Origin of the sequence: Alteromonas confluentis (genome assembly GCF_001757105.1) — a bacterium.
Classification (GTDB): domain Bacteria; phylum Pseudomonadota; class Gammaproteobacteria; order Enterobacterales; family Alteromonadaceae; genus Alteromonas; species Alteromonas confluentis.
In genome coordinates, this window is sequence record NZ_MDHN01000040.1 from 127459 (window position 1) to 148915 (window position 21457).

The window sequence follows — 21457 nt, forward strand, 5'->3', positions numbered from 1 at the left end:
TAAATGGGGCTGACGGCCTTTTGATACTGATTTGTCATTTATTGATGGTCAACATTAAAAATGCAACTTGGGCATGAGAAGCTCATCACTCAACGGTTTTAATTAAGAGGTAGAAGTGCGCATCATCATTTTCGACTTTGACAATTGTCTGGTTCCCGGTAACGCGGTAGGTGAAAACGTTTTACATCCATTGTTTACATTACTCGAAAATAACGAGAATCATCTAAGCGCTGAGCAATTTGCAGAGATGAAAGCAGACTTCTGGCGAAAACCTCTCGACTACATCGCTGAAAAATTCAAATTCTCTGAAAAATCGACACAAGCAGGTTTGGCCTACTTTCGACAGTTGGAAGCGAAAGGCAGTATTAAAGGTTACGCTGACAGCCAATTGGTAAATACAATGCCCGGAACAAAGTATGTAGTCACATCGGGTTTTGAAAAATTTCAGCGTTCCAAGATTGCAGCGGCGGGATTGAGAGACGCCTTTAAAGATGTTTTTTATGACGACCCGGGTGAACCGCCCCGCAAAGGCAAGGCGTTCTACTTCGATATTGTTGCCAGGACCGAAAACGTGTCCCCGGAGGATATCTGGGTTATTGGCGACAGTGCAGAATCTGAAATTGCAGCCGGTAATTCACTTGGCATGCGAACAGTACAAATTCTGCGACCGGGTATCACAAAATCTGATAACGCCCGCTACCATGTGACGTCGCTGACTGAATTTCAGGAACTGATGGAGCATAACGCTTAAAAGGAGATGGACGACCGTATTCAGTACGTACATTAGTCCACTCCCTAAACGTAATTAACCGTGATGTCTGTCTGCGCCAGCGCGTTTTGTTGCTCCTGACTCAGTTTATCTTTGCACACAATAATGTCAGAAATATCAATTACCTCTGCAACATGGTGCCTGGCGATGGTGGCATATTTCTCCCCTGTCACCGGTGCCGCCAACTGACCGCACTGTTTAACCAGTAATCGCTTAAATAAGGCATCATCGTAGTTGAAACTGGAAATTCCACGCGTGGTATCAAAAGCACACACGCCCAGAAAGCCGATGTCGATGTAAAGTTTTCGCAATTGCTCTTGGGCTTCTGCGCCCACGGAACCGCCAACCGATTTTTCCACTTTTCCGCCCAATAAGATAACTTCTGCTTTCGACAGCGACAGCGCTTCGTGGGCCAGCGGAATAGAATTAGTGATCAGCGTAATGTCCATATCCCGGGGCATCGATTGCACCACGGCCAAACTGGTAGTCCCGCTATCGAGATAAACCGTTGAGTTTGGCGCGATCAGCTTAAGTGCTCCTTCGGCAATACGTTGCTTTTCATGCCCGATATTGCTCGTTCTTGTTAAAATACTGCCCTGAGCTGGCGAAATTTCTATCGCGCCACCATAAACCTTCTTGCAAAGTCCGCGATTCGCGAGTTCGACAATGTCCCTGCGAATCGTATGCTCAGATACGCCGAGCTCAGAAGCAAGCTGTGAGCAGACAAGTTTTCCTTCCCGCTGCAACCGGGTTACCAACTCTGATTGTCTTTGTTCAGGAAAGGATGCATAATCGAGCATAAAATTACACCATTGAGCATTAATTCGATTGCCAGTATATCGTAACGATGCGTTTTCTTTATAGATAAAACAACAGTTTTGGATACTTTCGTTCATGCCGACAGATTTTCGCCGGGACATTCAGCCATTCACTTCATCTTTAACATCGCAGAAACGAGCAACAAACTGCGCCTTTTTCGGGGCCGGTCTTATTTCAGCTGTGTGGGCAACTATCATTCCTTACCTGAAAATAAACTCTGGTGTTTCAGACGGTGCGCTGGGTGGACTCATTTTATGTATGGGCTTGGGCGCGCTGTTTGCCATGCCCACTGTAGGGCCACTCTCTAGTCGCTTCGGTTGCCGAAAAGTGATCCTGGCAGGATTTACACTACTGCTTTTATCGATGCTCACGCTGCCACTGCTATCCCATTTCTGGTTGCTAATGGTTATGGTGGTTTTAGCCGGGGCGGGATTGGGCACTGTAGATTGCGCCATGAACGTTCAGGCAATACTCGTTGAGAAGCAAAGTGATAAAACTATGATGTCAGGATTCCACGGTTTTTATAGCCTCGGTGGCATTGCCGGGGCGCTGTTGATGACCTTCCTGCTGTCACTTACTTCCGTCACATTATCGGTTGTGTTTTGTGTCTGCCTGATTGGCGTTTGCCTGTTTTATTACCAGCGCCACTTGCTGCCATACGGCAATGAACAAAACGGCCCGGCTTTCGCGTTGCCGCGAGGCCCTGTATTAGCCATCGGCACCATCTGTTTTTGTTTCTTTCTTGCAGAAGGCGCTGTGCTCGACTGGAGCAGTCTGTTCCTCACCGAATACCGGTCGCTGCCCATTAATCTCGGTGGTTTAGGTTTTGCTGCCTTTTCCATTGCCATGACGGCAGGCAGGTTCACTGGTGATAATGTGGTGTCGAAATTTGGCGGGTTTCCGGTGGTGATGGCAGGCACGCTAACTTCTGCCATGGGTCTCGTGATCCTTCTCGCGCTGCCTTACTCAGTCACATCAATTATAGGCTATTTCCTGATTGGTCTGGGTGCAGCCAACGTGGTGCCGGTGATGTTCACCGCCATTGCTAACCAGACTGTCATGCCCCAGAGTACCGCCGTGCCCGCCGTATCCACGCTCGGATTTTCCGGTGTGCTTTTAGGGCCTGCGAGTATCGGCGTAGTCGCTGAACATTCCAGCCTGTCCACCGCGCTTCTACTGCTAATTCCGCTGCTTGCACTGGTACTGCTGCTAAGCAGATTTGTTCCTTATCAGAAATCTCAGTTTCACGACTAAATAAGAGATGAAATATGTCGCACACTAGTGCGTTCTGCACTAGGATAGAATTCTAAAAAGCAGAAAAAATAGAGAGATGCTTGAAAGACTTAAGTGCAGGACTCCCGGTTAGTCGTATTCCAGAATTACTAACGCCACACAGTGCTGAAAGCCAACTTCAAGCCTCTAGCGAGGCGTTAGCATGCCTTCTCAAACAACAGCGTCTCTATGAAGCTGCCCTCTCCCACAATCCTGATCCCGTATATACCTTTGACCTCGAAGGGCGATTCACCTACGTGAACAATGCGTTACTGGATATCTGGGGAATTATGTGGGAACAAGCCATTGGCAAAAGCCTGTATGAGTTAAATTATGAAAAGTGGCAAGCTGATAAGCACATGCGTGAGCTTAGAGAAGTTGTCGCTACCAAAAAACCGCTGCGAGGTGACGTGCCCTATCATGGCATGCACGGACTGCGTGTTTACGAATACATTTTTGTACCTGTGCTTGATGCCGATGGCAATGTGGAAGCCATCACCGGTTCGACCCGAGATATTACGGAACGCTATGAAGCAGAGAAAATGGCCAAAGAGGCTGAATCTCGGCAGCGTCTCGCACTTGAGGCGTCACACAGTTTTGGGATCTGGAACTGGGACATCAAAAATAATCTCTTCGTTTGTGACCAGCGTTTGGGTGAAGTTTTTAACCTGACGCCAGAAGAAGCGTCACAAGGTGTACCCATAGAACGCCCTCAGGAAAGTATTCACCCGGACGACATCAACGACGTTAACGCGGTTATACAAGATTGTATTGCAACGGGAAATTTTTACGATCAGCGGTATCGTCTGGTACAGCAGGATGGCAGTATTCGCTGGGGCGCTTTTCGTGGGCGGCCAATTTATGATGGAGACGGTCAGGCCGTGAGCTTTCCGGGTGTGGGCGTAGACATCACCACCGAACAAAATGCGCTAAACGCGCTGAAGGAAGCCGACAAACGCAAAGATGAATTTCTTGCCACCCTCGCCCACGAGCTTCGTAATCCGCTGGCCCCCATTCGCAACTCTCTCGAAATTCTTCGCGCTGACTTCTCGCCGCAGCAAAAAGAGGAAGCATTCAGGCAGGTAGATCGACAGGTCTCGCAACTCGTCAGGCTTGTAGATGATTTAATGGATGTGTCGCGGATTACACGTGGCAAGATACGTGTTGACCGCGCTGCGGTTAATCTCTGTGAAGCCATTCAAGATGCCATAGAAACAGTGCAGCCACTCATAGATGCACAAAAACAATCTCTGACATTTCATGGTCCTGAGGATGATGTATGGGTAAATGGTGATCAAATTCGTCTTGCCCAGATATTTACAAACATTATCAATAATGCAGCCAAATATACGCCGGATAAAGGTAGAATTTCGATAGCGCTGAATGTAACCAGTTCGACAGTTTCAGTGGATATCACAGATACCGGTGTTGGTATTCCTGCCGACAAACTCAGCGGTATTTTTGAAATGTTTTCTCAAGTCGAAGACGTGCTGGAACGATCTCAAAATGGACTCGGCATCGGCCTGACATTGGTAAAAAGGCTTATTGAGCTGCATGACGGCCAAATTGCTGTTCAAAGCAGTAACCAAGGCACGTGCGTGACGGTATCCTTGCCTCTACTGAACGCTCACGAACAAACAGTTCAGCACAAATCCTCTTCTGCGGTTGAATTACCCGTTTCGGTTGATGGCCCTCTGACGGTGCTAATCGCAGATGACAATCAAGATGCCGCAATTACTATGGGCTGGATATTGGAAGCCAAAGGCTGTGACGTGACGGTGGTGGAGGATGGCCCTTCGGCGCTTAGAGCAGTAAAGCAAATTTCACCGGATTTACTCTTACTGGACATCGGTATGCCAGGCATGAATGGATACGATTTATGTATTGCTCTGCGAGAAATGAGCGCACTAAAAAATGCGGTATTTGTGGCGCAAACCGGATGGGGCCAGCCCGAACATATTCATCGTTCAAAACAAGCCGGTTTTCATCATCATTTGGTCAAACCGCTGAACATGAATGACCTAATGCCCATTGTTAACCGTGTGCGAGAGCAGAAAAGTAAACGCACAGGAAAAGCGTAAGGCAACATATCTAACGACTATGGACCGCAATCAATTCAATGCCTTTTGCAACACCTTCCCAGCTGTCACCCATGTGGTGCAGTGGGGAAATTCCGATGTGTGGAAAATTGGCGGTAAAGTTTTTGCCATTGGTAGTCGTAGTAAAACCGGTGAACCAGCATTTATTTTTAAAACCTCAGAGCAGAACTACTATTTTCTTTGCGAAGCCGACGGCTACATACCGGCACCTTATCTGGCGAGTCGAGGTATGAAATGGATTCAGCAAACCGATACTCGGGGCGAACTTGATGAAGCTCTCACGTACTATGTCAGTGAATCATTTCGCATAGTGAGTGCAGGACTGAGCAAACGTTTGCAACGAGAACTGGGGTTAATGGAATAAACTCGCAGCAAGACAAATTCATATTTCTCCGCGCAAATTTCTCTCAATCCAGTAAACTACCGCCATTAAAGATTTAAAGGAAAGAACACCGTGGCGTTACACTGGTTTCCTGGGCACATGCACAAGGCCCTTAAAGAAATTAAAGAATCACTCAGTGATGTAGATGTGCTGATTGAAGTACTGGATGCCCGTATCCCTTATTCCAGTGAAAACCCGGAAATTGCGAGAATCCGTGGCGATAAACCTGCGCTAAAAATTCTGAATAAGTTTGATTTAGCCGACCCTGATTTGGTAGCCGAATGGCAGGCGCACCTTGAAAGCGAACGGGGTGTGCGCACCATTACTACCTCAACAGACAATCCTGGTAACGCCAAACACATTGCCAGCATTGTGAAAGACATGTTTCCACAGAAGGCCGGACCAGGCAAAGCCATTCACGCCATGATCACCGGTATTCCTAATGTGGGTAAATCGACGCTGATCAATATTCTCGCAGACCGCACTATCGCCAAGACCGGTAACGAACCGGCGGTAACCAAAATGCAGCAGCGCATTAATTTGGGTAACGGTATTATTCTGTTCGATACCCCCGGCGTACTGTGGCCGAAACAGGAAAACCCGAACTCCATTTATCGCCTTGCGGCATCTGGCGCAGTAAAAAATACCGCCATGGAATTTGATGATGTGGGTTTCTATGCTGCCGATTATTTGATTAAAGCTTATCCGGAAGAAATGAAAGCCCGTTTCAAGCTGAACGAATTACCCGATACCGAAATTGAATTTCTGGAAGCAGCTGCGCGCACTCGTGGCGCTATCATGGCTGGTGGCCGCGTGAATCTTCACAAAATTTGTGAAATTCTGCTCACCGAATTGCAAGCCGGTAAACTGGGGCGCATCACCCTGGAAACCCCTGCGATGCTGGAAAAAGAAAAAATTGAGATGGCAGAAGCGGCCGCTAAAAAAGCTGCCGATAAAGCTAAACGCAAGGAAAAATTCAAACAAGGTTCCGCCACGCCAGAGCGTCAGGATCGTAAAGAGCGTCGCAACGAAAAGCGGGAAGAACAAAGCAAGCGGATGAAAAAACAGAATCGGCAGCGTCAACGCTAAGCGCCGATTTTTAGCTGACGCAATTTTTGACACAATTACTGTAATAAAATCGCAAACAGGCAGACTATAGGATTCAGTCTGCCTTTTATTTACGAGGGAACGTTATGAGAAACTGGGAAGATTTATCGCTGTTGCAAAAATTGGCTGTGGGACTGGGCATTCTTGCCATTGGCATGCTGGCACCGGAAATAGCCATGCTGGTGCAGTTTGGCGGTATAGAAGTCGCGTTCGCTTTCCTGCTATTTTTCTTTAAACCAGCACTGGTGTGGCTACAACATCATTATCGCGTTACCCAGAACGCTTTGGCACTCGCCGTCGTTACGCTAAGACACAGTGCAAGTGCACGGCCCGCCGTATTCGGTTGTCAGGCTATCTTCTGTGTTACCGCATTTATGCTTACCGGCTCTGTGGTATTCGCCACCAGCTTTTTTATGCCAGGATTGTTGTTTAACAATCTGTTGGTGTAGTCGTTGCGGCGCGTGCTGCAATAGTTTCTGGCTCCTTGCATTCCTGCAAAGGAGCGCAGCCCTACTAAAGTTTCACATAATAAACTTCAGACGGACTCACTCTTACAATAGATAGGACGCGCAGTCAGGCTGTGCTAGCTTAACCCTTCTTAAAACCAGGATTTTCAACAAGGAAGGTTATGCCATCGTTTTTGTCTGCTGTTGCTTTCATCTTGCTGGCCAGCTGTAGCTTCTCAAGTTTGGCGGCCGCTATGCCTCCCATCGATAACCCCATTGTTGTGCAGCGCGCCGACCCTTGGTTAGTGCGACACGATGATGGCTGTTATACCTTCATTGGTACATCTCCTAAGTTTGATGAGATCGAGCTTCGCCAGGCTTGTCGCCTGAATGATTTAAAAATTGCTGAGCCTAAAATAATTTGGCGCAAGAAAACCGCAGGCCCCATGGGTAACCATATTTGGGCGCCGGAACTCCATCGCATAGATGGCAGCTGGTACATTTATTTCGCGGCTGGTGATGCAGACGATCAATGGCGCATTCGGATGTACGCGCTGAAAAACGCTGCCTCAAATCCGATGGAAGGTGAATGGACGGAAGCAGGACAAATAAAAACGCCCGTTGACTCGTTTTCACTTGATGCTACTACTTTTGAACATAAGGGCGAACGCTACCTGATATGGGCGCAGCAAGATGCTGCACGCACTTACAACTCAGCGCTGTGGCTCGCAAGGATGACCTCGCCCACAACTATCGACTTCGACACCGTCACCCTACTTACCGAACCCAGCCTCGACTGGGAAACCGCCGGGTATAAAGTGAATGAAGGCGCGGCTGTAATCATTCGTCATGGTCGCGTTTTAATCACGTATTCTGCCAGCGCAACCGATGATCGCTATGCAATGGGATTACTCTGGGCAGATGAAAACGCGGATTTGTTAGACCCCGCTAGCTGGCATAAAAAGAAGGAACCTGTATTTACCACTCGCGCTGAGCTGGGTCGCTACGGACCAGGCCACAACAGTTTTGTTAAAGCTGAAGACGGCATCACCGATCTGATGATTTACCATAGCCGCGACTATCAAAAGTTACGAGGTTCAGCCCTTTCCGACCCCAATCGCCATGCACGTGCTCGCGTCATTTTTTGGGATGCGGAAGGCTTTCCAGTCTTCCGGCAAAATGAAAGCGATTAGCCTATTTAGGCTGTCAGTTTCATATTTAACCTAAATTGCCGGAATGGCTCGCTTCCGGCATCTCTCTGTGTTTTGCTCACCGTTACATTCTGATAACAAGAAAACGTGAGACTTTCGTGACTGCCAAACAAACCCTTATCCTGATAAACATATTTATTCTGTTAACGCTCTTATCCCCTGCCAATGCAGCGACTATCGGGCAAACTTTTCCGTCGGAGAGGAAGGTGATAAACGATCCAATAACCGGAGTGAAAATCGCCTTCCTCACCAGTCAACCACTTGGCGATTCGAAGATTTATCCCACTCATGCCCAATGGACGGCCGATGGGAAATGGTTAGTGTTTCGCTCGAATCGTGTGCCTGGAGAAGCAATGGCAGTTAATGAAGAAAATGGCACTTTGGTACAGGTAAGTGAAGGCGGCTACTTCGGCATGCTGGTGAACGCCAGAAAAACGGACAAACTGTACCTGATGCGTGATCCGTCTTTCAGCGCAGATAACCAACCGCGATATGGAAGCAGCGATAACGATAAGCAAATCGTTGAGGTGGATATGGCGGCTTTGCTGCGTGATGCCACCACAGGAAAGGTGAGAGATAAAAGCCATTATCAGCGTGTAGTGGGCGTAGTCCCGGCGAGCATGGGTGCCGGTGGCGACATGGCGCTGGATGCCGCCGAGGACATCATTTATTTTCGAATTGGCCGTGAAGAAGCCGCCCGACACCTACCCGATGATGTGGAACTGGAAGAAAACTTTGGTCCACGAAATATGGGGGCAGGTCCTACCGGTATTGCGAGCATGGATTTACGCACCGGGAAAATAGACATGGTGGTCGCACTGCCCTTCCAGCTCGGTCATATTCAAACCAACCCATGGGTCAGCCGGGAATTGGTATTCTGTTGGGAAACCGGTGGTAAATCACCACAACGCATGTGGACCATGAAAGTGGGCGGCGAAGTGAAAGCTCTATACCCGGAAGCCAATTATGAATGGGTAACGCACGAAGCCGTGATCAGCAAAGATGAAGTGGCTTTCGCGATTATGGGGCACCGTGAAGTGGGCACTGATGATGAATGGGGACCATCAGCAAGCAGACAAAAACCCACTGGACTCGGAATCGTAAACCTTCGAACTAATGAAATGCGCATTGCAGGTCAAACCCGAAGTGGCAGCGGTTTATGGCATGTCCATGGCTCATCTGACGGCCGGTGGGCGGTGGGTGATGATTTCAGCCGTAGCTTGTATTTGATCGATCGCACAACCGATGAAATGATGCTGCTCAGCACCGGCCATAAACCCACAGCAAGAGATCACACTCACCCTACGTTTAGTGCTGACGGCACCAAAATTCAAATTCAGTCTGCTATGTTGTCTGATGATAACCGCAGCATGAATATTGCGGTGATTTATTTGCCTGAACGTTTGTTGAAAAGACAATATAAGGCAGTTAAAAGACTGGACTGATGCACGATAAAATGTGCTGCCTAAAAGACAGCACACCGTGTTTTCGACAAGCAAACCGTTTATTATCTGGTCATTGTTTATTTTCATCAGGGACAAGATGATGGGTTTTACCCGAACCTCAATGACCGTTACAACCGGATTTTTGCTATTTTCTAATTATGCTCTCGCCACTTCACTGGCCAACCGGGATGTCAACGCACTTCACTACGACGGGCCTATCAACAAAGAAAACAATCAGAAAGTTTTCAACGATTTTGACAACGCTACCGACAAACCTGACTTGCTGGTTATCAACAGTGGTGGAGGCGATATTACTCAGGGTATGGCCCTTGGAAAATGGGTGCATGAACATAATTTGAATGTGGAGGTATCTGTAGTGTGTGCGTCTTCCTGCGCAAATTATGTCTTTCCGGCTGCCAACAAGAAGTTCTTAAGAAAAGACTCCGTTCTTCTTTGGCACGGCAGTGCCTGGCAGCAAGATTGGGCAGGCAGTGAAGATATCGAAGGCTTCTCTGTAATAATAAATGCAATGCGCCAGCAGGAAACCCAATTCTACGCTGATTTAGAAATTGATAATCTTTTCACAGTTTACGGGCAGCACGTCAAAGCACTTAAAGAGCGTTTCCTGAACTATTTTGGTTACGGGCCACAGGGGTTCGATTACTCGGTCGATGACATGTCGCGCTTTGGTATCAAAAATGTCATCCTGAAAGACGGTGAATGGAATTGGCGGCATTATCGGGCTGACAAGAAAAGTGAAGTCACCCGCATCCAGTTACAGGACGATTATCGATTTACGCTACGCCGCTTTGTTGTAGATGATGGCGCGACGTCCTCCATGGACTTGCGATAAATCTTATTTTATCGCGGTTATACTGCGATTTACCCTAAAGTAGATAGCCGTAGACTTGATCATAGCCCCATCTCCTACGATAATTGGTTAAAATTCGTTCCAATTACTTGGAGATTCCCATGGATTTAGGGAAACACATCACCACAGCCACCGGATGGGTGCTCACGTTATCAGGTCTCTTTGGTGCAGCAGTTGCACTAGCAATGAGTATCTACCATACATTCTGGACGCCAGCTGATTATCAGGTAGCAACCAGCGATAGTTTCATTTCAATATCGTATGGTGGCATCTCCCCGCTACTAGCCGGTTTGTTTCCGCTTATTCTTTCTCTATTAGTCATGAGCATTGGCCACCTGTTTCTCAAAGCAGCTCGAAAAAGCCCAGTGCGCCGCGCAAGTCGCTAATGTATTAACGTTCTTTCAGCATTAAAATCCGGTTTCAGGTATATAAGCAAAGAACTACGATTTTAATTCCATACTGTCATTCGTCTATGAATTGTTGATATTTCACTCGGCCACAATAGACTGGCACTATGAAAAACGAACACCATGTCGGGCAGGGAATGCGAATGACTACACGCCAATTTACGGATCATCAACGCAGAAATGACACCTCTAGCAAACAAAGTGCTGGTGCGCCTAGCTCTGCCAACAAGTTGTCTGCAAATAAACTAGCTGAGAATAATGCAGCACCTTATAGCACTCAACGTTTACGCTCTACTCGCGAAGCTAGTAACGACGATTTCGCCTATTCGGAGCAAACACGCACGTTCAGAATGACCCGTTTTGGCGCGCAAGAAGGGTCAGTAGAAGAAATACTTCAGCAGATTGAACAAGAAAAAAATGCAGGCAAATCCGGCAAGTTTTCATTATTTCGTTCTGCCCTGCTGATTGGCGCCTTACTCTTTGTCGGGTACTTATTTACTGGCTTGATGAGTTAATCTGGATTTTATGAGAGCAGGAGCAGTGCAATGACTCGATTCGCAAAGGTGGTTTCAGCAGTTCTTGTTGTCGCAACGGCAAGTGTCATAGCGAAAGGGTTTAACGACGATAATCAACAGACTACGACACTAAAAGTGTGCGGCAATGATGATATCGCTCGGGTCGATGCAAAAGGTTTCGCTTGCCAACATACTGCGGAATAAGCCCCTTCCCTCCCGTTTTCAATTTATCGCTCTCAGCTGCACTTCATCGATCTCCTATTAGACTAAAGACTATAGGCACCAATGTTGCAATTTCCTCTGTGTAAGACGTTCCTTTATTCAGGGTCACAAAGCAGGTAGTTGTTGTAGGACCCCATAAATAAAGGCTGAAACAACTAACCAGACGAAAAATAGGTTTACTAATGTTAAATGAAAATACGTTATTAATTGGCCAAGTGTTGCAAATTCGAGACAAAATTCTGGCTAAACGTCATGTTATCCCTAGTTCACTGCAAAACGAATGGCTACGTTTGAAAGAGCGCACTGCAGCATTCGACATTAAACGTGCATTCAACACTGCCCGCAAAGGCACCACCTTTACCAAGCCAGCGTTAAGCAATCAGTCTTTAAATGATTTAGCGGCATTGGTTTCTTCATTGCGGTCATTTAACGCTAAGATTAGTCACTAGTTTTTGCGCTGCCCATGTGGACAGCGCTTATTTAGCTGTTGATGTCAGGCTTGCCTGACGATGACAATTGCCCGTACCTTCCGGCGGCCATAGCTTACCAAGCGAGTGAAATCTTCTCGTGCCACGGGGATATGCTGATACTCCACAGCTTGGCCTTCGAACGCTTCCGGATCGGGGTCATGAATGTAAAAGCATCGTTGATCCGAGGCTGTAAGCGTGACCCAGTGCGGCGCTTTTTTCTTGTCAAAGGCATAGGTGCTGATGAGGCACATTACCGCTGCGCCCTCTTCCAGTAAGCTGTCGACTGATTCCATTTTCCATTCTGAAATAGTCACGGGGATCTGCTTGCGCTCGGCTTCGTCAAGAAAGCCTTGTTCCACCACTTCTACAATGGCTTTTTTGTGCGCTGTACGCACGCCATCGGTAAACAGCGGAAACGCGCGGTTAACCCAAACTTCACTGCTGAAACCTTCGTCGACGGCCGCCAGTGCCAACCCTACAGGATGGCAACCACCATGGCCTGAAGTCATGAAAATGGTGGTGGCTCGACGCCATAATGCCAGCTCTTTTTCCTGCGACAACACATAGTTTTTATCCAATGCTGCCATGGCCATCATTAATGATGCCGGGCCACAGGTAAATTCCGTTGTCTGTTGGTACCAAGGGTACACATCGACTTCTGTGGTACTGGAAGGAAAATTGAGTACCTTCTGCATACGGATGGCATCAGATTTATCTTCGTAGTACTCGTTATACATACCGAATTGAGTAAAACCCAAACGCTGGTACAGTGCTATGGCGCCCTTGTTGTCCTCAGACACTTCCAGACGCATAAAGCGCTTTCCCCGCGACAGCGCCCTGACCTCCAGTTCAGCAATCAGTGATTGCGCCACCTGTTGTCCACGGGCTTCCGGCAAAACCGCGATAGAGTAAAGTCGCGTTAGCATGGTGCCCCGTCTTAGCAGTAGCAAGGCATAACCAAGCAGCACGCCGTCTCGTTCTGCCACCAGCAGTTCAGCATGGGTGGCAGTGAGATAAAAACGCATTCTCCTGCGGCTTAACCGATCGTGGGCAAAACAGCGTTGTTCTATGTCGCACAACTGCGGTAAATCGCCAGCGTCAGCTGAGCGCACACTCAGCATCGCTGGTAGCGGTAAAGCACGTTCTGCGCTCATCGACCGCGTAACTCCAATCTGTTAGCAAATTCCTGCATGATTAACTGATACAGTTCTTTGCCGAGGTATTTATCTTCAACACCCGAGTCGATACTTGGGTTGTCGTTCACTTCAATCACGTAAACTTTGTTGCCTGATTGCTTGATGTCTACACCATAAAGGCCATCGCCCACGACCTTCGCCGCTTTAATTGCAGCTTGAAGCACAGCTTTGGGCACTTCAAAGGTCGGCATGGTTTTAAAGCCACCAGAGCTAAAGCGGTCACCTTCGTGGTGATAAATCTGCCAATGGTTGCGTGCCATGAAGTACTGACAAGCATAAATAGGCTTGCCACCCAACACACCAATGCGCCAGTCAAACTCGGTAAAGACATATTCCTGCACGAGTACCAGCGCTGACGCTTCCAGCATTTCTACCAGTCGCGTTTTCAGTGCCTCGGCACTTTCTACTTTGTATACACCCCGCGAGAATGAACTCTCTGGCAATTTCAACACCAGCGGCAGGCCCAGCTTTTCAATCAGTTCAGCACAAGTTTCGTCGTCGCTGTCAGACACCATTTCGCTTTGCGGTGCCGGTACCTGCTGATACGCAAACGCATCTTGCAAGTACACCTTATTACAGCAACGCAGGATGGACTGAGTGTCATCAATCACAATCAAACCTTCACGTTCTGCCGCACGGGCAAGACGATAAGTATGATGGTCGATAGCCGTGGTTTCACGAATAAACAGTGCATCGTAATGCCCAACCGCTTCTGGCGTCAGACTGGTTACCACTTCCGCATTAAAACCAACCTTCTCGGCAGCTTTCACGAAATTGCGAATTGCTTTGTCATCAGACGGTGGCGTCGGCTCATCCGGGTTAACCAATATGGCCATGTCCCAGCGCATTTTTTTGCCTTTGCGATCGCTACGCCATTCCTGTTCGGTGAATTGTTGCAACCCATCAATACACGCTTGTTTTTCGTCGTCAGATAAATCAACAAAGCCCCGCGGTTGTATTTCCATAAAACCAATGTTGTCTGCCGCAATATGCAGCGCAACAGTAAGCACCGGGCACGGAAATGCCTCAAACGCCGCTTTTGCCAGTGCAGCTAAACGCTGATCCTTTGTTTTACCAAACAGTACAAAGAACGACTCAATGCCTTCTGCGCCGGACCACTGAAATTTTTCCGGCAACGGCAGCCGAGCACTACCTTCATCAACAATGCGTAAATCATTGATGGTTTTCACCGACGGCAATACGCGGTGCTGACGGGCTTGCGCTAATAACGAGCAATAATAACCCTGACTCAGATATCGTGAGGTATCGCACAGGTTGATCACCCGGGTTTTCGGCTCGTTGCGTTTCGGAAATTCTTCCAGATATTGCTGAAAGGTCAGAATTGTCTGATCAGGAATGTCAAAACCGCTGGTGTCATCAACTACGATTAAAGTCTTGTGCATGAAATGCTTCTTTTTTCCTAAAGAAAAGTGATTTGCTGCCACTTCTGAACTTGTTCAGAGCTGGTAGATATTGAAGCGCAGTGTAGAGGAAACCGGCTGTTTCACCAGTAATTTCAGCACGGCTTTTTTTTATCGTAACCATGAGATTTTATGATAGCGTTGCTGGAAAAGATTTCTGGCCCATTTAGCGCGTTCAGACGTTTAAAATGTTTAACGAAATCGCCATATAATGGCGGTTCAAAAATCAGTTATTCCGTTTGCCTGAAAAAGACGGACCCAAGGAGAGAATATGCTTTTAGCCATTGCTGCTATTATTGTTGGCCTGCCAGTTTTACTGTGGAGTGCCGGTAAATTTGTCGGTGGTGCAGCAGGTATTGCCCGTCATTTCGGCCTTTCGCCGCTATTAATTGGTATGCTGATCATCGGCTTCGGTACCTCAGCCCCCGAGATCATTGTTTCTATTTTCGCCGCTATTCAAGGTAATTCGGGTATTGCACTGGGTAACGCCTACGGCTCGAACATTGCCAATATTGCACTTATTCTTGGTCTCACCGCGGTTATCAGCCCCATTGCAGTAAGTTCAGACATCATCAAACGTGAACTCCCTATCCTGCTCGGCCTGACCTTTTTTGCCAGCTGGCAACTGATTGACTTTTATATCTCCACCGACGATGCATTCTCGTTATTAGGTTTATTTATTCTGCTAATGGGCTGGAGCATCTGGGCTGCAACCAAAGGCGATAAAGACAAATTGGCAGAAGGCTATGACAGCGAAATCCCCGGCGACGAAATAAGCGTAAAGACCAATGCAATTTGGCTGTTCACGGGCTTGTTATTGTTAGTGGCCAGCTCTCGTATTCTGGTGTGGGGTGCCGTTGAAATCGCCACCGATTTTGGTGTTAGCGATACAATTATCGGCTTAACCATCATCGCAGTAGGTACATCGTTACCTGAACTGGCATCTTCACTGATGGCAATTCGCAAAGGCGAACATGATATGGCACTGGGCAACGTTATCGGCTCGAACATGTTCAACACCCTCGCGGTTGTGGGTATTGCCGGTACCATTCAGCCTATGCAGGTAGAACCAAGCTTTCTGTACCGCGATGTGCTCATTATGCTGGTGTTGTCGGTTGCTCTGTTTATATTCTGTATCGGCCTCAAAGGTCGTCAGGGCCGCTTGAACCGATTAGAAGGTGGGGTATTTGTATTGGGTTACGTGGCTTATACCTGGTACTTGGTACAATCGGCTTTTGTAAGCTAAACACGTATTTTATTAGGCTACGGTTACGTTTAAGGTGACCAGGCTCACCATTGAAATACCCGCAAGAATAAACAAATTCACGCCGTAATTGTCGGCCTCCCGACGATTGCGGCGCGAACGCAGCAACATGGTGACCAACGCCATGCCCAAACAAATCTGTAACAGCACCACCAGCATATCTACATGTTCATCTGACCAGGTAGTTCGCCCTTCTATTCCCCAGTAGGTCTGTAATCCTGTCACCATTTCCGGGCGGGCGAAATGAAACACGATCAAAGCACCAATCAGCACCAGCCAACTAATAAAGTTAACGGTAACAATAAAACGGTAAAATCCGTCTTTGTCTCTGGGAATAACCCGTCTGTCCTGGTGACCTGAATTCATGCAAATTGGCTCTGTGGGCTGAAAGTTAGCTGGTATCCCGTTTCTGAATGAGTATACTAGCGGTTCGTTTATACGTAGGAAATGACACAACAGAGTCATGCCTCATTCTGTAGGCTGACATGTCGCTGCACTATCTAAGTTTTTTCGTTGCCTTTCGCAGCGCTTGGTTTTGTATTTACTATCGGCAATTCTGCTGTGTCTTTAACACTTTTCGGCTTAACTACACTGACAGACCGAAAAGGTATATTTATTTTAAACAGGTAAGATGGAGACATTCAAATGACGCATGCGCCCGTTGTCGACGTGCTTGAAGGTAAGTACGCAGTTGGCGAAACGGTGACGGTTAAAGGTTGGGTGCGTACTCGCCGCGACTCGAAAGCCGGACTTTCTTTTATTGCTCTGCACGATGGCAGCTGCTTTAATCCCGTTCAAGTAATCGCGTTAAATTCTCTGTCAAATTATGCTGATATTCAGCGCCTAACCGCAGGCTGCTCATTGTCTGTTGTTGGCGAAGTAAAACCTTCTCAAGGTCAGGGCCAGGCAGTAGAACTGGAAGCGAAAAGCGTAGAAATTCTGGGTTGGGTAGAAAACCCAGATACCTATCCAATGGCGGCAAAACGCCACTCTATCGAATATCTTCGTGAGTATGCGCACCTTCGCCCTCGTACCAACGTGATTGGTGCGGTAACCCGTATTCGTAACTGTCTGTCACAAGCCATTCACCGTTTCTTCCACGAGCGTGGCTATTTCTGGATCAGTACCCCTATTCTTACTGCATCCGATACAGAAGGCGCAGGTGAAATGTTCAGAGTATCTACGTTAGATATGATGAACCTGCCACGCACCGACAAAGGCGATATAGACTACAAAGAAGATTTCTTTGGTAAAGAAACCTACCTTACGGTTTCTGGTCAGTTGAACGTTGAAACATACTGTGCAGCTATGTCTAAAGTGTACACCTTTGGCCCGACATTCCGTGCTGAAAACAGTAACACTTCTCGCCACCTGGCGGAGTTCTGGATGATTGAGCCAGAAGTGGCTTTCGCTGATTTAAGCGATGTGGCGCAACTGGCAGAAGACATGCTGAAATACGTGTGTAAAGCTGTGCTTGAAGAGCGTGCTGACGACATGGCATTTTTCGCCGAGCGCATCAGTAAAGATGCTATCAGCCGCCTGGAAAAACTGATCAGTACTGATTTCGTTCGTATGGATTACACCGATGCGATTGATATTCTGAAAGCCAGTGGCAAAGAATTTGAATTCCCTGTTGAATGGGGTGTGGATTTATCATCTGAGCACGAACGCTATCTGGCCGAAGAGCACGTTGGCGCGCCAATCATTATGCAAAATTATCCGAAGGACATTAAAGCCTTCTATATGCGCATTAATGATGATGGCAAAACGGTTGCAGCGATGGATATTCTGGCGCCTGGCATTGGTGAAATTATTGGTGGCTCTCAGCGTGAAGAACGTCTGGATGTATTCGACCAGCGTTTGGAAGAAATGGGCCTCGATAAAGAAGACTACAGCTGGTACCGCGATCTTCGCCGCTATGGCACCGTACCGCACTCAGGTTTCGGTTTAGGCTTTGAACGCCTGGTCGCCTACGTAACCGGTATGCAAAACGTGCGTGATGTTATTCCATTCCCGCGCACGCCGGGTAATGCAAATTACTGATCACAAAACGCAATAAATAACAATAAGGCGGCCGAAAGGCCGCCTTATGTTTTTCTGAGGCAGATGACATCCGGTTACACATTAATACCGTAAACATGAATAAAATCATGCTATTGTATACTAATCGTTTATTGAGTCTCAGCGTTCTTTATGCATACCGAATCGTCACAGACAATACAGTGTGAACAATGCCTGACAGTGGTGGCGCTGCCAGCACTGGCGCACAGACAACGCGCAGTCTGTCCGAACTGTGGTCATACGCTGCTCACCTACAGGCGGCATCAGAACGACAATGTGTTTGCGTTGGCTTTCAGTGCACTCGTCTTTCTTGCCCTGTCTTTACCCTTTAATTTTCTTTCTTTTCGCTCCAGTGGCATTCAGCATCAAATCGCATTACCAGATAGCTTCATAACCCTGTTTAACGAAGACTATATGTCGTTAGCCATTATTACCGGGGCAGCGACGGTTATTTTTCCTGGCCTGGTATTGCTGGGCATGCTTGTGCTGAGTCATTGTCGTCACCGGGACATTCACAGACCGTTCGTCAAACATATCTTTTTTTGGGTAAAAGCCTTACTGCCCTGGAGCATGGCGGAGATATTTCTGGTGGGCACGCTGGTTAGCTTAATCAAAATATCGTCCATGGCAGATATCTCTATTGGATTGTCGTTTTACGCATTCATCGGCTTTGCCATTTGTATGACCGCTTGCATTATTCAATTCGACAGCAACCGTTTCGCGCTTTGGCTTTTTGGAGAAGTCCCCTCGCCCAAGCCGCTGACACCAGCAGGGGCGTCGGTAAGTATTCAGCGTACCTGGGCACTGCTCATTACTGCAACACTACTTTATATTCCGGCGAATCTCTTACCCATCATGCATACTGAAATGTTCGGCAGAGACGAACCGAGTACGATTATCGGCGGAGCAATTACGCTTTGGGAAAGCGGCGATTATCCTGTAGCATTAATCATTATTATTGCTAGCGTATTTATCCCAGTGGCTAAAATCGTTGTTCTAGCCTGGCTGAATTTAACGGTGCAACGTGGCTTAGAGAAACGCGCCCGCATTCGAACCCGCTTTTATCAGATTATCGAAGGGGTTGGCCGCTGGTCGATGATCGACGTTTTCGTGGTTGCCATTCTGGTAGCCCTGGTGCAACTCGGTAATACATTCTCTATTTATCCAGGGCCTGCAGCTTTGGCCTTTTGCGCCGTAGTTTTCGTTACTATGGTGGCAGCAATGACATTTGATACCCGCCTGATTTGGCAGAACAGGAAGTAAACATGACGAGTGACGCAAAAATAAAATCCACCACTCACATTTCCAAAGTATGGCTGATACCGCTTTTCGCCATCGTTATCGGAGGATGGATGGTGTGGTATCAGTGGAAAAACCAGGGCCCGTTAATCACTATCGAACTGAAATCTGCCAGCGGCATTGAAGTAAACAAAACCCCCATTAAAGTGCGTGATTTAGAGGTCGGCCAGGTTAAAAAAATCGATCTTAAACCAGATTTAGACGGCGTATTGGTAACCGCACGCATTGATGCCAGTGCCGAGCGACTTCTTACTGAAAATTCTGACTTCTGGGTTGTGGCGCCTCGGATCAGCTTCTCCGAAGTATCCGGTTTAAATACATTGCTATCGGGTGCCTACATTGCCATGACGGCAGATGATTCAGGTAAGAGTAAAAGCCACTTTGTGGCCCTTGAACGTCCCCCCGCCACACCTCCAGGTACACCTGGTTTGCATGTCACGCTTACCAGTAACGATAACTTTGCCTACAAGCCAGGCGACCCTATCATTTATAAAGGTTTCAAAGTCGGTGAATTTGAAGATGCAGACTTCGACATAGAAGAGCGGGTTTTACATTACGGTGCATTTATTCGTGCGCCCTATCACAAATTGATCACGCAAAATACGCGATTCTGGAATGTGAGTGGCGTTAAGCTTCATCTACGCTCGAATGGGGTTAAAGTTGAAACTGGCTCTCTTGAGACCTTGTTAGCAAATGGCGTAACATTCGGTATACCCCGCGGCGCATCATCCGGTGGCGATGTTGACGAGAATGCAACATTTAAGATATTCCAGGATGATGCTGCTGCGTCCAATGCCCGATATAAATTGTATGCAAAGTACCTGCTGTTAATCGACGAAACTGTGCGGGGGCTCACCGAAGGGGCGCCGGTAGAATACCGTGGTATCGAAATTGGTGAAGTTGCACGCATCAATCCTCCTGATTTAATTGATGGCAATATCCTCGACCAGGACTATCCGATCCCTGTCATTATTCGCATTTATCCCGGTAAAGTTCGTCAACAGGATACCGAAGAAGGTTTGCAAGCAGTGAAAGACACCATGCACACCTGGATTGGCCGCGACCTACGGGCAACGCTGCGTATGGGGAATGTGATCACGGGTGGATTATACGTTGATCTACAGCACGACAATAATGCTTCAACTCTGGCGATAAACACCATAAATGATATTGAAGTTATTCCAACGGTATCGAATGAATTTACCCAACTGACACAAAAAGCCGACGCTATCCTCGACAAAATGAACAACCTCCCGCTGGAGAAAATGATTGTTGAAGTGACCAACGTGATTGACGACATTAAGGCTGCGTCAAACCGGGTAGAAGAAGCGAGCAGTGATTTCGACGATTTAATGGGCGATATCGACGCCAAAGCATTGAACGAAAACCTGAATGAAATGCTGACGAAAGTGTCTGCGCTTTTAGATAACTATTCCGATGGCGGGCGCAGTGCGGGGGAAATTACTGAAACAGCAAATGCGCTGCAAGAGACGTTGCGCAACATTCAGCCACTATTGTTACAGCTTAATCAGAAACCCAATCGTTTAATTTTCTCCGACGACAACGATAATGACATGCAACCAAAAGCAGCAAGAAAAGGAATCTTTGATGAAAATTAGTCACCTGTGTTTTGTTTTCTTTTCATTGGTGCTGGCAGGATGTAGCAGTTCCTCTACGTCACTCACTTATTATGTGTTGCATTCACCGAACGCAAAAGTCAGCAAACATAATCAACCCACGCAAAAAGTAGCACTACAGCAACTGGTGTTGCCGGATTATCTGCAACAACGTTCGCTCACAATGCTAACGGGGCCAGCAACGGTATACGTCTCTAATCAACACGTGTGGGCTGAACCGCTGGACAAAAGTTTTGTACAGGCACTAAACGGCGCATTACTTTCTGATAAAAATATCGAGATAATTCCGCCCCACCGCCATGCAAAACAGTCGTCGGTTGCTAAACTTTATGTAAAAATTGATGACTTTATTGCTTCATCCGACGGTATCGTGTTGCTAAAAGGCCAATTTTGGCTCGATGGCAAGGGTAAATCTGAAAAAATTCAGTATTTTGACTTCCGCCGACCAATGCAAGGCGACGGATTTGAGCAAGCCGTTGTCACCATGCGCCAACTCGTTAGCGATCTTGCTACGGCGATTTCCGATGAGGTGTAGCGCGCCACA

Annotated in this window: 22 protein-coding genes; 18 read left to right on the plus strand and 4 right to left on the minus strand. The window is 47.5% G+C overall.

Annotated elements, in window-relative coordinates; genetic code table 11:
- The first annotated feature begins 115 nt into the window (after positions 1–115).
- The gene (locus tag BFC18_RS17470) at positions 116–751 is read left to right on the plus strand and encodes an HAD family hydrolase (RefSeq protein WP_070126839.1); all 636 of its coding nucleotides are present in this window, start codon (positions 116–118) and stop codon (positions 749–751) included.
- Positions 752–795: 44 nt separating this feature from the next.
- On the opposite strand, the gene BFC18_RS17475 is transcribed toward BFC18_RS17470, so the two are convergent.
- On the minus strand, positions 796–1569 hold the full coding sequence (locus tag BFC18_RS17475; protein ID WP_070126924.1) for a DeoR/GlpR family DNA-binding transcription regulator: 774 nt from the start codon (positions 1567–1569) through the stop codon (positions 796–798).
- Between the two features lie 94 nt (positions 1570–1663).
- Between BFC18_RS17475 and BFC18_RS17480 the strand changes: the two genes are divergently transcribed.
- The 12 genes from BFC18_RS17480 to BFC18_RS17530 all read left to right on the plus strand — a co-directional run bounded on the left by BFC18_RS17480 (position 1664) and on the right by BFC18_RS17530 (position 12014).
- The gene (locus BFC18_RS17480; RefSeq protein WP_070126840.1) at positions 1664–2842 is read left to right on the plus strand and encodes an MFS transporter; all 1179 of its coding nucleotides are present in this window, start codon (positions 1664–1666) and stop codon (positions 2840–2842) included.
- An 80-nt stretch (positions 2843–2922) separates the two neighbouring features.
- A complete protein-coding gene (locus BFC18_RS17485) occupies positions 2923–4941 on the plus strand; it encodes a PAS domain-containing hybrid sensor histidine kinase/response regulator (protein WP_070126841.1) in 2019 nt (672 codons plus the stop codon).
- 19 nt (positions 4942–4960) lie between these two features.
- Positions 4961–5323 carry an MmcQ/YjbR family DNA-binding protein gene (locus BFC18_RS17490; RefSeq protein ID WP_070126842.1) on the plus strand — a complete coding sequence of 121 codons (363 nt, stop codon included), beginning with the start codon at positions 4961–4963 and terminating at the stop codon, positions 5321–5323.
- Between the two features lie 90 nt (positions 5324–5413).
- Positions 5414–6430 (plus strand): ribosome biogenesis GTPase YlqF, encoded by a 1017-nt coding sequence (ylqF, locus tag BFC18_RS17495; RefSeq protein ID WP_070126843.1) that lies wholly within the window; start codon positions 5414–5416, stop codon positions 6428–6430.
- Positions 6431–6534: 104 nt separating this feature from the next.
- Complete coding sequence (locus BFC18_RS17500; RefSeq protein ID WP_070126844.1) at positions 6535–6897, plus strand: hypothetical protein; 363 nt, start codon at positions 6535–6537, stop codon at positions 6895–6897.
- Positions 6898–7076: 179 nt separating this feature from the next.
- Positions 7077–8087 (plus strand): glycoside hydrolase family 43 protein, encoded by a 1011-nt coding sequence (locus BFC18_RS17505; protein WP_070126845.1) that lies wholly within the window; start codon positions 7077–7079, stop codon positions 8085–8087.
- Positions 8088–8203: 116 nt separating this feature from the next.
- Complete coding sequence (locus BFC18_RS17510; protein ID WP_245680423.1) at positions 8204–9550, plus strand: TolB-like translocation protein; 1347 nt, start codon at positions 8204–8206, stop codon at positions 9548–9550.
- Between the two features lie 121 nt (positions 9551–9671).
- Positions 9672–10403: an ATP-dependent Clp protease proteolytic subunit gene (locus BFC18_RS17515; RefSeq protein WP_139139040.1), complete on the plus strand. Its 732-nt coding sequence runs from the start codon at positions 9672–9674 to the stop codon at positions 10401–10403.
- Between the two features lie 119 nt (positions 10404–10522).
- Positions 10523–10807, plus strand: a complete 285-nt coding sequence (locus BFC18_RS17520) for a hypothetical protein (protein WP_070126846.1) — start codon at positions 10523–10525, stop codon at positions 10805–10807.
- A 164-nt stretch (positions 10808–10971) separates the two neighbouring features.
- Positions 10972–11343, plus strand: a complete 372-nt coding sequence (locus tag BFC18_RS17525; RefSeq protein WP_070126847.1) for a hypothetical protein — start codon at positions 10972–10974, stop codon at positions 11341–11343.
- 30 nt (positions 11344–11373) lie between these two features.
- Positions 11374–11547: a hypothetical protein gene (locus BFC18_RS21755; RefSeq protein ID WP_170826623.1), complete on the plus strand. Its 174-nt coding sequence runs from the start codon at positions 11374–11376 to the stop codon at positions 11545–11547.
- A 200-nt stretch (positions 11548–11747) separates the two neighbouring features.
- Positions 11748–12014: a hypothetical protein gene (locus BFC18_RS17530; protein ID WP_070126848.1), complete on the plus strand. Its 267-nt coding sequence runs from the start codon at positions 11748–11750 to the stop codon at positions 12012–12014.
- A 44-nt stretch (positions 12015–12058) separates the two neighbouring features.
- Here the strand turns inward: BFC18_RS17530 and BFC18_RS17535 are convergent, their stop codons facing one another.
- Entirely contained in the window at positions 12059–13189 is a 1131-nt protein-coding gene (locus tag BFC18_RS17535; RefSeq protein WP_083273163.1) for a GNAT family N-acetyltransferase/peptidase C39 family protein, read from the minus strand.
- On the minus strand, positions 13186–14634 hold the full coding sequence (locus BFC18_RS17540) for a RimK family protein (RefSeq protein ID WP_070126849.1): 1449 nt from the start codon (positions 14632–14634) through the stop codon (positions 13186–13188). The genes BFC18_RS17535 and BFC18_RS17540 overlap by 4 nt, the downstream gene beginning before the upstream one ends.
- Before the next feature lie 289 nt (positions 14635–14923).
- On the opposite strand from BFC18_RS17540, the gene BFC18_RS17545 reads away from it, so the two are divergent.
- Positions 14924–15898 (plus strand): calcium/sodium antiporter, encoded by a 975-nt coding sequence (locus BFC18_RS17545; RefSeq protein WP_070126850.1) that lies wholly within the window; start codon positions 14924–14926, stop codon positions 15896–15898.
- Between the two features lie 12 nt (positions 15899–15910).
- Here BFC18_RS17545 and BFC18_RS17550 read toward each other — a convergent pair whose 3' ends face one another.
- Positions 15911–16282 (minus strand): hypothetical protein, encoded by a 372-nt coding sequence (locus BFC18_RS17550; RefSeq protein WP_070126851.1) that lies wholly within the window; start codon positions 16280–16282, stop codon positions 15911–15913.
- 279 nt (positions 16283–16561) lie between these two features.
- Between BFC18_RS17550 and asnS the strand changes: the two genes are divergently transcribed.
- The 4 genes from asnS to BFC18_RS17570 all read left to right on the plus strand — a co-directional run bounded on the left by asnS (position 16562) and on the right by BFC18_RS17570 (position 21448).
- Entirely contained in the window at positions 16562–17959 is a 1398-nt protein-coding gene (gene asnS, locus BFC18_RS17555; protein ID WP_070126852.1) for an asparagine--tRNA ligase, read from the plus strand.
- 150 nt (positions 17960–18109) lie between these two features.
- Complete coding sequence (locus BFC18_RS17560; RefSeq protein WP_083273164.1) at positions 18110–19240, plus strand: paraquat-inducible protein A; 1131 nt, start codon at positions 18110–18112, stop codon at positions 19238–19240.
- 2 nt (positions 19241–19242) lie between these two features.
- Entirely contained in the window at positions 19243–20895 is a 1653-nt protein-coding gene (gene pqiB, locus BFC18_RS17565; protein WP_070126853.1) for an intermembrane transport protein PqiB, read from the plus strand.
- Positions 20885–21448, plus strand: a complete 564-nt coding sequence (locus BFC18_RS17570; RefSeq protein ID WP_070126854.1) for a PqiC family protein — start codon at positions 20885–20887, stop codon at positions 21446–21448. Before pqiB ends, BFC18_RS17570 begins: the two co-directional genes overlap by 11 nt.
- The last annotated feature ends 9 nt before the right edge of the window (positions 21449–21457 follow it).